Annotated in this window: 12 protein-coding genes, 1 rRNA gene and 1 other annotated feature; all 13 genes read left to right on the top strand. The window is 47.1% G+C overall.

The window, feature by feature from the left end; translation table 11 throughout:
* Positions 1–38 precede the first annotated feature (38 nt).
* Positions 39–123: a sequence feature (ribosomal protein L21 leader region), on the top strand.
* 14 nt (positions 124–137) lie between these two features.
* On the top strand, positions 138–449 hold the full coding sequence (rplU, locus tag AC4E8D_RS24650; protein ID WP_017692620.1) for a 50S ribosomal protein L21: 312 nt from the start codon (positions 138–140) through the stop codon (positions 447–449).
* A 14-nt stretch (positions 450–463) separates the two neighbouring features.
* Positions 464–793, top strand: a complete 330-nt coding sequence (locus AC4E8D_RS24645) for a ribosomal-processing cysteine protease Prp (protein WP_036605912.1) — start codon at positions 464–466, stop codon at positions 791–793.
* A 23-nt stretch (positions 794–816) separates the two neighbouring features.
* Positions 817–1128, top strand: coding sequence for a 50S ribosomal protein L27 (gene rpmA / locus AC4E8D_RS24640; protein ID WP_017692622.1), 312 nt, complete (start codon positions 817–819; stop codon positions 1126–1128).
* A 150-nt stretch (positions 1129–1278) separates the two neighbouring features.
* A complete protein-coding gene (locus AC4E8D_RS24635) occupies positions 1279–2016 on the top strand; it encodes a Spo0B domain-containing protein (RefSeq protein ID WP_026081503.1) in 738 nt (245 codons plus the stop codon).
* Between the two features lie 17 nt (positions 2017–2033).
* Positions 2034–3344, top strand: coding sequence for a GTPase ObgE (gene obgE, locus AC4E8D_RS24630; protein ID WP_076216952.1), 1311 nt, complete (start codon positions 2034–2036; stop codon positions 3342–3344).
* Positions 3345–3572: 228 nt separating this feature from the next.
* The gene (locus tag AC4E8D_RS24625; RefSeq protein WP_017692625.1) at positions 3573–4010 is read left to right on the top strand and encodes an ACT domain-containing protein; all 438 of its coding nucleotides are present in this window, start codon (positions 3573–3575) and stop codon (positions 4008–4010) included.
* 61 nt (positions 4011–4071) lie between these two features.
* Entirely contained in the window at positions 4072–5358 is a 1287-nt protein-coding gene (locus tag AC4E8D_RS24620; protein ID WP_221820856.1) for a homoserine dehydrogenase, read from the top strand.
* Between the two features lie 115 nt (positions 5359–5473).
* Complete coding sequence (gene thrC, locus AC4E8D_RS24615) at positions 5474–6544, top strand: threonine synthase (protein ID WP_036605915.1); 1071 nt, start codon at positions 5474–5476, stop codon at positions 6542–6544.
* Positions 6541–7509 (top strand): homoserine kinase, encoded by a 969-nt coding sequence (thrB, locus tag AC4E8D_RS24610; protein ID WP_221820855.1) that lies wholly within the window; start codon positions 6541–6543, stop codon positions 7507–7509. Before thrC ends, thrB begins: the two co-directional genes overlap by 4 nt.
* Positions 7506–8378, top strand: a complete 873-nt coding sequence (pheA, locus tag AC4E8D_RS24605) for a prephenate dehydratase (RefSeq protein WP_221820854.1) — start codon at positions 7506–7508, stop codon at positions 8376–8378. The genes thrB and pheA overlap by 4 nt, the downstream gene beginning before the upstream one ends.
* Positions 8379–8526: 148 nt before the next feature.
* Positions 8527–9411, top strand: coding sequence for a branched-chain-amino-acid transaminase (ilvE, locus tag AC4E8D_RS24600; RefSeq protein ID WP_017692630.1), 885 nt, complete (start codon positions 8527–8529; stop codon positions 9409–9411).
* A gap of 195 nt (positions 9412–9606) precedes the next feature.
* Entirely contained in the window at positions 9607–11235 is a 1629-nt protein-coding gene (locus AC4E8D_RS24595; RefSeq protein WP_221820853.1) for a LysM peptidoglycan-binding domain-containing protein, read from the top strand.
* Between the two features lie 549 nt (positions 11236–11784).
* Positions 11785–13337 (top strand): 16S ribosomal RNA (locus tag AC4E8D_RS24590).
* Positions 13338–13390: the final 53 nt, after the last annotated feature.

Genomic DNA, 13390 nt, shown 5'->3' with positions numbered 1-13390 from the left:
ATATAATCTTCAAGTATGTGTTTAGCCTAATGGTCTTGCACATGCTGTAACCGCACTGGCCGGGTATAAGAACAGTTCCGCAAGGACACTGTCACCTGAGAACGGGCGAGTCTGAGACATGAGGAGGTGCAAGGCAAATGTACGCAATTATTGAAACAGGCGGCAAACAGTACAAAGTCCAAGAGGGCGATGTTCTGTTCATCGAGAAATTGACTGCGAACGATGGCGAAAGCGTAACGTTCGACCGTGTCCTGGCTGTATCTAACGATCAAGGTTTGACAGCAGGTACACCATTGATTTCCGGAGCTACTGTAACGGCTAAAGTGGAGAAACATGGCAAAGGACAAAAGGTTATCGTATACAAATACAAACCTAAAAAGAACTACCATGTGAAGCAAGGTCACCGTCAACCGTACACTAAAGTAACTATCGAAACAATCAAAGCGTAAAGAAGGTGCGATAAGTGATTATCGTTCAAATCTTTCGTGATGAGGACGGGAACATCGAACGTTTTTCCATTGAAGGGCATGCTAATTTTGCCAAGCGGGGAGAAGACATCGTATGTGCCGGGGTATCCGCTGTTACAGTGGGTACGGTGAACTCGATTGAAACATTGACCGGTGTCGAAATGGATGCCAAGATGAAGAATGGCTTTTTAAGCGGTTCTTTACCTTTGTTAGAGAGAGGGGAAACCTGGTCCCAGGTACAATTGTTACTCGAATCCATGGTGGTTATGCTCTCTAATATTGCAGAGTCATACGGGAAGTATATTAAAATACAGCAATTCAAATAAGCAAAGAAGGAGGACAACCAATCATGTTGAAATTAAATCTTCAGTTATTCGCATCGAAAAAAGGTGTAGGTTCCACGAAGAACGGACGTGACAGTAATGCTCAACGTCTGGGTGTTAAACGTGCTGATGGTCAAACTGTAACTGGTGGTAGCATTCTCGTTCGCCAACGCGGAACGAAAATTCACCCAGGAACTAACGTTGGCATCGGTAAAGATGACACTTTGTTCGCGAAAATCGACGGCGTTGTAAAATTCGAACGTTGGGGACGCGATCGCAAAAAAGTAAGCATCTATCCTGTTAATGTTGCTCCTGTAGCAGCAGCAGTAGAAGCGTAATATCGGCATTCCGCCTAAGGAGCCTTCGGCATTTTTGCCGAAGGTTTTTTGTATTCAACGGTTATTCGATAATGAACTGGCAGAAAAGACATGTTATACTTGGTTACGGTGGGTGTAGACCAACCGAGTTTTGTAGAACGGGGAGAAGCCATGAAATCTTGGAAAAGAGTGCCGTGGATTGCGGCATGTTCACTTCTGATTCCTTTGGTTTTCGTTATGTTGTATCCGGCGATGATCTCAAGCGTCGTGTGCGCATTGTGGTCCGTCGCAGTATTGCTCATTTCTGTGAATGCGATGAAGAAACAGGCCGAGGCGGAACGCAGAGCCATCATACAATCCATGGAAAAAACAGCAATTGCTTCATTAAATCATCATCGACACGACTGGATGAACGACCTTCAGGTGTTATATGGATATCTTCGGCTGGGCAAACTTGATAAATCCTTGCAATGTGTGGAAAGAATAAAAGAGCGGGTTACAGAAGAAAGTCGAATCTCCAGATTAGGCATTCCTTCCCTCGTATTTTATCTTCAGTCTTTTCGGGCCAGTGGAATCGCGCTGGAATTGCATGTGGAAATAGAAGATGAGTTGCAGCTTAGTGCTCTGGTCTCTCCCGAGGATGGCGAGTCACTTACCGGGGCCATTGCAGATGCAATCAGGGCCTATCAATATGGCGGCGGCCGGTCTTCTTGGGGAGAGGTTCGCAAACTGACCTTGAACTTCGGACAGGATCATGGAGATGTGGTTGTCCGACTGGACGGGGATCAAACACCCGATCCGGAAACACTGCGGCAGCTTACTGCCGTGCTCAAAGGAAAAAAAGTCAGAACGGAGCAGTTTCCGTCTGAGGATACGTTTATACAATTCAGAATGCCGTGTGGAATATAGGAAGAAGGGGTTAACCAATGTTTGTAGATAAAGCGAAGATTTATGTAAAAGCCGGAGACGGAGGGGACGGAATTATTTCTTTCCGTCGTGAGAAGTATGTACCAAACGGCGGACCTGCCGGGGGCGATGGAGGCAGAGGAGCTGACATCATTTTCCGCGTGGATGAAGGTTTGCGTACGTTGATGGATTTCCGTTACCAGCGTCACTTCAAGGCCCCACGTGGTGAGAAGGGACGTAATAAAAGTCAGCATGGTGCAAACGCGGAGAATATGATTGTGCGCATTCCACCAGGAACTATCATCTTGGATGAAGACAGTGGAGAAGTACTGGCGGATATGACACGTCACGGTCAACAGGTTGTTATTGCTCGTGGTGGTCGGGGCGGACGGGGTAACATCCGATTTGCTACACCGAACAATCCTGCACCTGAACTTGCTGAGAACGGTGAAGAAGGACAAGAGCGTTACATCGTACTCGAACTGAAAGTTATGGCAGATGTTGGTCTGGTTGGTTTCCCGAGTGTCGGGAAATCCACATTGCTTTCTGTCGTTTCGTCAGCCAAGCCAAAGATCGGGGCATACCATTTCACAACCATTACACCGAATCTGGGTGTAGTCGGTGTAGGAGAAGGCCGAAGCTTTGTTATGGCCGATTTGCCTGGACTGATTGAAGGTGCACATGAAGGAGTCGGACTGGGGCATGAGTTCCTGCGTCATGTTGAGCGTACTCGTATTATTGTTCATGTCGTAGATATGTCGGGTTCAGAAGGACGCGATCCTTTTGAAGACTGGCAGAAAATCAATGACGAATTGAAGTTATACAATCCGCTTCTCGCCGAGAGAACGCAAATTGTAGCAGCTAACAAGATGGATATGCCAGACTCTGAAGCGAACCTGGAGCAATTTTTACAGCAAGTTCGCGAAGTTCAACCTGATATTGAAGTGATGCCAATTTCATCCTTGACCCGGAAAGGTATTCAAGAACTTCTGTATCGTGCAGCTGATCTGCTGGATCAGGTTCCAGACGAGCGAGTGGTTGAAGAGGTAGCAGATGTATCTGAACGTAAAGTATACAGTCTGGACAAAAAAGAAGACGATGGTTTCAAAATTGTGCGTGAGAACGAAATGTTCGTTGTCGAAAGTGCCAAGATTGACCGCATGATGAAACGGATGCAACTGAACTCGCATGAAGCTATACTGAAACTCGCACGTACACTTCGTTATATGGGTGTGGACGCTGAGTTGCGTAAGCGCGGAGCTGTAGAAGGCACCATCGTGCGTATTGGAGACTTTGAATTCGAATTCGTGGAAGGCAGCAGTTACTATTAAGTAGCTGTCTTCCGTGGAGAGACAGATCGATATAGGAACGCAGAGAAGTGGGAAGTTGACCCGCAACTCTGCGTTTTTTTGTTTTTTCCTGACATGGGAGAGGGATAAACTTGTATACTGTGAGGAACGTATTTCAAAAAATAGGCGTGTCATGTATTGCCCTTTTGTCATAGATCCTATATAATGTCCACTATATGAATACATGAGTCTTTGAGGAGAGGACGTTCTGTGAACGAACGCTATTACTTAGTACGGGAAGATATTTTACCAGAGGCAGTGGTGAAGACCATGCAGGTAAAAGAACTACTGGCTTCTGGCGATGTTAAAACAGTGCATGAGGCGGTTGAACAGGTCGGATTAAGCCGGAGTGCCTTTTACAAGTACAAGGATGGAATACATCTGATCAACCAGCTTGAGCGCGAGAGAATTGTAACGATCTCCATTGACTTGGAGCATCAGTCGGGTATCTTGTCTCGTGTGCTTGGACATGTAGCTGGTTATGGAGCTAATGTACTCACGATTAATCAGAGTATCCCGCTTCAGGGAAGAGCCAATGTTGTCATTTCAGTGGAAACGACACATCTTCATGGTGAAATTGGTGAAATGCTGGATCGAATGCAAGATATGCCTGGAGTAAGACGCACACGTATAGTAGGCCAAGGGTAATTAGGCTTTAATAACATACAGGACTGACAGACAAGAATAGACATTAGGGGGTAGATCGTTAGTGAAACCAGTAAAAGTCGGATTGTTGGGTCTGGGAACTGTCGGAACGGGAGTCGTTCGCATTGTGGAAGGGAATCAGGAGGATCTGAGCAGTCAGGTTGGATCGCCGATTGTCATCGAGAAGATCGCAGTGAAAAATACAGAGAAAGAACGTGTTATTGCTGTAGACCGTGCCAAGCTTACGGAAGATCCTTGGGAAGTCATTCGTCATCCGGATATTGATGTCATCGTTGAAGTCATGGGCGGCATTGATCAGACGAAGGAGTATATTCTTGAAGCGTTGGAACGTGGGAAGCATATCGTAACAGCAAACAAAGATCTCATGGCACTGCATGGTACAGAGATTTTGGCGAAGGCACAGGAAAAACAATGTGACGTGTTCTATGAGGCGAGTGTTGCTGGAGGGATTCCGATCATTCGTACGCTGATTGAAGGTTTCTCTTCTGACCGGATTACCCGCATTATGGGGATTGTGAACGGAACAACGAACTTTATTCTGACCAAAATGAGTCAGGAAGGTGCATCCTATGAAGAAGTACTGACTGAAGCACAGGCTCTGGGATACGCCGAATCGGATCCAACATCCGATGTGGAGGGACTTGACGCAGCTCGCAAAATGGCGATCTTGAGTACACTCGGTTTCCGCACCAATGTGGAGTTGAAGGATGTAACCGTTAAAGGAATATCCTCCGTGACTCGTGAAGACATTATGTATGCCAAAAGACTGGGCTATGAGATGAAGTTACTTGGTATTGCGGACCGTATTGGCGATGAGATCACGATCAGCGTTCAGCCGACAATGGTTAGACAGAATCACCCGATTGCTTCAGTCAACGGTGTGTTCAACGCAGTATATGTACACGGTGAAGCTGTAGGGGAGACAATGTTCTACGGTGCGGGTGCGGGAGAACTCCCAACGGCAACTTCGGTTGTAGCTGACATTGTGGCGGTTACCAAAAACCTTAAACTTGGCGTGAACGGTCTCAAAGCAATTGTGCCTTATAAGATTAAGCGACTACAAAGCGACGAGCAGATCGTGTCGAAAAACTTTATTTTACTACACGTAGACGACAAAGCCGGGGTGTTGGCACAAATCACACAAATTTTCGCAGAGTATGATGTCAGTCTGGCGTCGGTTGTTCAACAGCCGAATGAGCACAACCCGGATGCCGAGATCATTATCGTTACACATAATGCAAGTAAGGCAAGCATGGATAAAGTGTTAAAACATTTTGAATCACTCAGCGTCATTCGCCGCATTAAGAGTGTCTACCGGGTCGAAGGATAATAGTTCTTATCCCATACGGCATCTCAATTATTTCAGTTATAACGTACAAGTTAATCATATCCGGTTCAACAGGTCATCATTTCAGATTAATAAAACATAAAGGAGTTTACCCATAATGAGATATCAAGGACTTTTGCAAACGTACAGAGAGCACCTTCCAGTTAATGAAAATACACCCCTGCTTACGCTTCAGGAAGGAAATACACCGTTGATTCATGCAGAGAATCTGTCTGAGGAACTCGGTTTAAATGTTTACTTCAAATACGAAGGTTTGAACCCTACGGGATCTTTCAAAGACCGCGGTATGGTTATGGCTGTTGCCAAAGCTATGGAAGAGGGCAGCCGTACGATCATGTGTGCATCCACAGGTAATACGTCAGCAGCTGCAGCGGCCTACGCCGCACGTGGTGGCCTCAATTGTATCGTACTGATCCCGAATAACAACATTGCACTGGGTAAACTGGCCCAAGCCATGATCTATGGAGCCAAAGTGATAGCGATCAATGGTAACTTTGACCGTGCACTGGAGATTGTGCGTGAGATCACAGCCAAACATCCGATCACGCTTGTAAACTCTGTGAATCCGTTCCGGATTGAAGGACAGAAGACAGCAGCGTTTGAAGTAATTGAACAACTTGGCGAAGCGCCTGACGTTCTGGCTATTCCAGTCGGTAATGCGGGTAATATCTCGGCTTATTGGAAAGGTTTCAAAGAATATAAAGAGGCAGGTAAATCCAACACGCTTCCACGTATGGTTGGTTTCGAAGCAGAAGGTGCGATGGCCATAGTCAAAGGTGAGCCGATCCTTGAACCTGAAACGGTAGCAACAGCAATTCGAATCGGTAATCCGGCGAGCTGGAAAACGGCAGTAGCTGCAGCTGAGGAATCTGGTGGACAGATCAACTATGTAACGGATGAACAAATCCTTACAGCGTATCGTACACTTGCTTCTCGGGAAGGAATTTTTGCTGAACCTGCTTCTGCGGCTTCCCTTGCTGGTGTATACAAACTGAAGAGTGAAGGGTACTTTAAAGGCGGAGAGACTGTAGTTTGTGTACTGACAGGTAATGGCCTGAAAGATCCTAATATTGCGATCAAAACAGTAGCGACTGAGCCACTTGTTGTTGAAGATACGGAAGAAGCGGTAATGGCGGCCATTGCACAACTGGAGCAGCAATCTGTATGAGTTTGCGTGAAAAGGTAACCGTAAAAATACCTGCAAGCACAGCCAATCTCGGTCCGGGGTTTGATACCCTGGGCATGGCATTGTCTTTGTATGCCTGGTTGGAAATGAAACCTGCCGAGCAGACGTCATTTCATCTTCACGGCAATCATTTGACAGGCCTGCCAACAGATAAATCGAATTTGATTTACGAAGTGGCACAGATGGTATTCAATGAAGCTGGGGTATCCGTCCCTGAATTGGAGATTTCCATGTATTCGGATATTCCGCTTACGCGGGGACTCGGGAGCAGTGCATCAGCCATCGTTGGGGCATTGGCAGCGGCTAATGCATTAATTGGTGCTCCTTTATCCGATGCGAAGCTTCTGGATATGGCCACATCCCTTGAGAAGCATCCTGATAATGTTGGAGCATCTCTGTATGGCGGTATTATTACGGCTGCATGGAATGGTCAACAGGTAGATCATATACGTATTGAACCACACCAGGATCTGCAGGCTTTGGTTATTGTACCTGAATTCCAGCTGTCTACTTCAAAAGCAAGGAATGTAATTCCAGAACAATTTGGCATGTCTGATGTGGTGCATAACATTAGCAGATCCTCACTGCTCGTTGCCGCTATGGCGAGTGGACGACTGGATATGATTCAGAAGGCGATGTCAGATCGAATTCACCAACCATATCGGGCATCATTGGTGCCAGGCATGGCTGAGATATTGGAACATGCCGTCGATCATGGAGCGTTGGGAGCTGCCCTGAGCGGAGCTGGACCGACCGTATTGACTTTGGTAGATCGTCATGACACCCGGAAAGCGGGATTGGAACAATATTTGCTGGACACCATGGAGCGGGAGGGCATATCTGCTTCTGCACTGTGGCTCGATCCGGATTTGGACGGTGTAACCGTGCTGCCTGATCAAGACGAACGTCCTTTTCTGGACAGAATCAAAGGGGAAGTTAATGCATGAAACGAATTGCAGTATTACCTGAAGGATCAGTTTCTCATGAGGCAATTGATTTCCTTTTCAACGGGGAACCATTAGACTTGCTTCATTCCAAGCTGATTTCGGATGTGTTTAGAGCAACGGATAGCGGGATTGCACAATACAGTGTCATTCCGATTGAAAATACCATTGAAGGCTCCGTTAGTCTTCATATGGACTGGCTTGTGAATGAAGTAGATATTCCGATGCAAGCAGAGTGGGTATATCCATCTATCCAGAATGTGATTGGACATGGCTCGGAATTTAAGACAGAGAGTGGCGAGTATGACTTTGGTAGAATTACCAAGATCATGTCTCACCCTGTGGCTATTCCACAGTGTCAGAATTTTATTCGGCTGCATTCGCCTGGGGCGGACCTTGAAGGTGTGAACAGTACGGCCGAAGCTGTAGAAATTGTGAAAAAAAATCCGGGTAAGGGCTGGGTGGCGATCGGTACCAAGCTTGCTGCTCAGAAGCATGGATTGGACATTATGGCTGAAAAGGTTACAGATCATGACAACAACTACACCCGTTTTGTGCTCATCGGCCATGAACCTGTGAACATTCCACGTGAACCGGATCATGTAAAAACCAGCTTGCTGGTGACATTGCCAGAAGATGCACCGGGTGCGTTGCATCAGGTATTGTCGGCTTTTGCATGGCGGAAGCTGAACTTGACCCGTCTCGAATCTCGTCCAACGAAGAAACGATTGGGCAGTTACTATTTTTACATTGATGTTGTGGAAACGGTCGATTCGGTATTGCTTACCGCAGCCATGGCAGAGATTGAAGCATTGAATTGTCAGGTGCGCGTTCTGGGTAGCTATCCTTGTTATACATATCCTTCAAGATAATTGACCTGGTGGTGTTTGGGAATGTTAGAAGGTTGTCATAAGTCGGGATAGAATGAGCGAGTAATGGCTTGTCATTTGGTGTACAATGGACGGGTTAATAACGTTTCGGAGTACAGTGAATGGATATTTTATGGAGGTGCAGTCATCGGTGGCAGAACAATGGATCTATTTGGATGGTCAGTATGTGACCAAGGAGAACGCAACCGTTTCGGTATATGATCATGGATTTTTGTATGGAGACGGGATTTTCGAAGGTATTCGGATCTATAACGGAAATATTTTCAGATGTAAGGCCCACTTGGATCGTTTGTATGATTCGGCGAAATCCATCAGTTTGAACATTCCGCTGTCCATTGATGAGATGCTGGAAGTCATGGCTGAAACGGTGCGCCGCAATGATATGCGTAATGGTTATATTCGTCTTATTGTATCGCGCGGCCCTGGTAATCTGGGGTTGGACCCGTTACGTTGCCCTAAGGCATCCGTAATCATCATCGTGGAGCAATTGGCGATCTATCCCGAGGAAGCGTATCTTACTGGATTGAAAGCCGTGTCGGTATCCCAACGCCGGAACATTCCGGACGCATTGAATCCAAAAATTAAATCGTTGAACTATCTCAATAACATACTGGTTAAAATCCAGTCTAACTATTCAGGTGCTGGTGAAGCAATCATGCTGAACTCCCAAGGTTACGTTACTGAGGGTTCAAGTGATAACATCTTCATCATCAAAAATGGTGTAGTGTACACGCCGCCTTGTTATCTCGGAGCACTTGAAGGGATTACACGTCAAGCGATTATCGATCTATGTGGCGAACTGGAGCTTGAATTAAAAGAAGTGCCATTCACCCTGCATGATGTGTATATCGCAGACGAAGTCTTTTTCACCGGGACAGCTGCAGAAGTTATCGCTGCATATGAAGTGGATGGAAGAACAATTGGCACGGGGGTAGCAGGTCCAGTAACGCTGAGACTGCTGGAAGCATTTCGTCAGATTGTTGACAAAGATGGATATAAAGTGTGGGAATCTTAAGTTAGAATTGCATAACATAGGGAACAGGAATCCTCCTTGTCCGATAAAATTCTGCATACCTGGTGTATGGGGATTTTAGAGACAGGAGGATTTTTTTTGTTTAGTTGATGTCATTAGCCCGGTTTCTGCATAGGATGTAGTAACGGTATGGGCGAATGTACTGCCCAAGTATGACGTCTAGGAGGTTAGTTCCCTGTGAAAATACACATGGTGAAAAAAGGCGACACATTATATCTGCTGTCCCAAAAATACAATGTAGCGCTGGACAAATTGATCGCGGCTAATCCGCAAATCACAAATCCCGACAAGCTGGATATTGGCATGAAGGTCAAAATCCCTGCAGAGCCAGTAACACCGAAGCCGGAGGGTGTGCTCCACAGTCACAAGGTGCAGCAAGGAGATTCGTTATGGAAGTTGGCACAAGCCTGGGGAGTTCCTTTAAAAGATATGGTCAATGCCAATCCACAGTTGAAAAATCCGAACGCTCTGCTGGTGGGGGAGACAGTTTACATTCCATCTATGCACGCACAAGGAAACAGCACATCTAATCCGGGTGCCGGCAACATTGCTGCTCATGAAAAGTTGTCACCTGAAGGTAAGGAATATACGGGAGTCAAAGAACCGGAGCCCCCGGCTCCAGTTACGCCAACTCCCCCTGCCCCGGTAGCAGAGGTTCCTGTTCCGGTCCCGGTGCCTGCTCCACCACCTGCCAATCCGGTAATGCCGAATGTAATGCCGGAACTGGAGGTACTGCCGCAGTTACCAGAGCTTCCTGAAGTGAAGCCGGAAAAGGAAACGCACAAAAAAGAAGAGGTTAAAACCGAAGTTCATGTAAAACCGGTAGCAGAATCCAAGAAATATACAATGCCTAATCTTTCGCCTGAAATTACGCCTTTGCCTGTAATGCCTAATACAAAGTCTCCAACTGAGGTTGCACCAGCAACGAAAAAGCCTTGTGGTTGTGGTAATAAGTTGCATCATGCGCCAGCCGAACACCCTTATGTTCAAATCCCGGTTCCTGCACAAGAGGTGTATGGTGCGCAGCAAGACATGTACACGGCAGGAGCGAGTAACAATACGTCGTTTCCGGGGATTCCGGAAGTTAGTCCTTATAGTAGCAGTGATCTGCCAAACAGTCCGTGGACTGGTGCGGAACAGGGTTATAACCACAATAACGTTATGCCGAATCTGTCCGCAGCAATGCAAAACAACTCATTTCCGATTGCGCCAGCTGCCGAAGTGAATAGTCCATTTCCGACGTATGCAGCACCTGGTCATATGAATCATCAGCCGCCTTTCATATCTCCATACTCAATGCTTCCGTACCCTCCATGCGGATGTGGCTCACATACACATATGCCTCAGTATACTTATCCTTCTCATGGTTATCAGGATCCGGCTTGGAATATGTATGGTCCTTCGTACGGTATGCCGCCTGAAATGTCCACATCCACGATGCCAAACCAGCCTATTGAGTATGCTTATCAGAATCCGTATCCTACTCAGAACATGGTTCCGCCGTCTCCGCTTGGAGCATTTGGTGAAATGTATCCTCCTCATGGGCAAGGAAAGGGTGGTAAAAAAGGGGGGCGTGAAGACGCTAACTTAAGTCAGGTAGCAATTGAAGAGGTTGGATCAGATTCGGAAGGGAAGTCCAAGCAAGCAGGGAATAAGCTGGCAGCTGCAAAACGCAGAACAACCAAGGCTCCTCTGAAGAATAAATCCAAAGTATCCGTGTCCGGGAAAACATCCAGAGAGGGTGCAGCTCCTTCTAACCAACGGAAATCCGATAAAAAGCGTCGTAATCCATGGATACAAAACTAACCTAGCGCGGATTGCGATTGATGAAAAAGTCAGGTGCATGTTTTATTTAGTGGGAAGTCTGCTCTGTAATGGAGAGAGGCTTCCCGCTTTCCTTAATAAACATTGAGTTTCGCATTACGGAGATACAGCTGTTCTGGAAATGATAAAGAGCATTTTTTTGAGAAGTTGTTGTAAACCCTTTCATAAATGTGTTAAAATATTTGTACCCTATGAGCGTAAGCTATTATGATAGGACAAGATAGGGAACGGATATGGTAGCTTTAGCTAATGCAAAACTACTAAAGAAAAGAAATGAAAAAAACTGTTGCATTACATTCAGCCGTATGATATATTATTTAAGTCGCCGCTGAAACACACGGCTGACACGGGAAACACAAGAGATAATGAAACAAGTTTGATCTTTGAAAACTGAACAACGAGTGAGTAAACATTCTGCTTGCAGAATGAACGCGAAAGTTAGAGACAAGCCTTGGCTTGAATCGACTGGAGCACAAATGAGATTTTTAATCTCGTCAGATTCAAAATGAGCTTATCGCTCTTTTCAATACTTTATTGGAGAGTTTGATCCTGGCTCAGGACGAACGCTGGCGGCATGCCTAATACATGCAAGTCGAGCGGAGTTGATAGGAAGCTTGCTTCCTTGATACTTAGCGGCGGACGGGTGAGTAACACGTAGGCAACCTGCCCTCAAGTTTGGGACAACTACCGGAAACGGTAGCTAATACCGAATAGTTGTTTTCTTCGCCTGAAGGAAACTGGAAAGACGGAGCAATCTGTCACTTGGGGATGGGCCTGCGGCGCATTAGCTAGTTGGTGGGGTAACGGCTCACCAAGGCGACGATGCGTAGCCGACCTGAGAGGGTGATCGGCCACACTGGGACTGAGACACGGCCCAGACTCCTACGGGAGGCAGCAGTAGGGAATCTTCCGCAATGGGCGAAAGCCTGACGGAGCAATGCCGCGTGAGTGATGAAGGTTTTCGGATCGTAAAGCTCTGTTGCCAGGGAAGAACGCTTGGGAGAGTAACTGCTCTCAAGGTGACGGTACCTGAGAAGAAAGCCCCGGCTAACTACGTGCCAGCAGCCGCGGTAATACGTAGGGGGCAAGCGTTGTCCGGAATTATTGGGCGTAAAGCGCGCGCAGGCGGTCATTTAAGTCTGGTGTTTAATCCCGGGGCTCAACCCCGGATCGCACTGGAAACTGGGTGACTTGAGTGCAGAAGAGGAGAGTGGAATTCCACGTGTAGCGGTGAAATGCGTAGATATGTGGAGGAACACCAGTGGCGAAGGCGACTCTCTGGGCTGTAACTGACGCTGAGGCGCGAAAGCGTGGGGAGCAAACAGGATTAGATACCCTGGTAGTCCACGCCGTAAACGATGAGTGCTAGGTGTTAGGGGTTTCGATACCCTTGGTGCCGAAGTTAACACATTAAGCACTCCGCCTGGGGAGTACGGTCGCAAGACTGAAACTCAAAGGAATTGACGGGGACCCGCACAAGCAGTGGAGTATGTGGTTTAATTCGAAGCAACGCGAAGAACCTTACCAGGTCTTGACATCCCTCTGACCGGTACAGAGATGTACCTTTCCTTCGGGACAGAGGAGACAGGTGGTGCATGGTTGTCGTCAGCTCGTGTCGTGAGATGTTGGGTTAAGTCCCGCAACGAGCGCAACCCTTATATTTAGTTGCCAGCACTTCGGGTGGGCACTCTAGATAGACTGCCGGTGACAAACCGGAGGAAGGTGGGGATGACGTCAAATCATCATGCCCCTTATGACCTGGGCTACACACGTACTACAATGGCCGGTACAACGGGCTGCGAAATCGCGAGATGGAGCCAATCCCAACAAAGCCGGTCTCAGTTCGGATTGCAGGCTGCAACTCGCCTGCATGAAGTCGGAATTGCTAGTAATCGCGGATCAGCATGCCGCGGTGAATACGTTCCCGGGTCTTGTACACACCGCCCGTCACACCACGAGAGTTTATAACACCCGAAGTCGGTGGGGTAACCGCAAGGAGCCAGCCGCCGAAGGTGGGATAGATGATTGGGGTGAAGTCGTAACAAGGTAGCCGTATCGGAAGGTGCGGCTGGATCACCTCCTTTCTATGGAGAATCGTTTCCTGCAACGGAAACATTCAAATACAAAATCTAGCCAG

The organism is Paenibacillus sp. SRL342 (genome assembly GCF_984798905.1).
The sequence above is the reverse complement of the archived record's forward strand: the minus strand, read 5'-3'. Positions and strand labels throughout refer to the sequence as shown.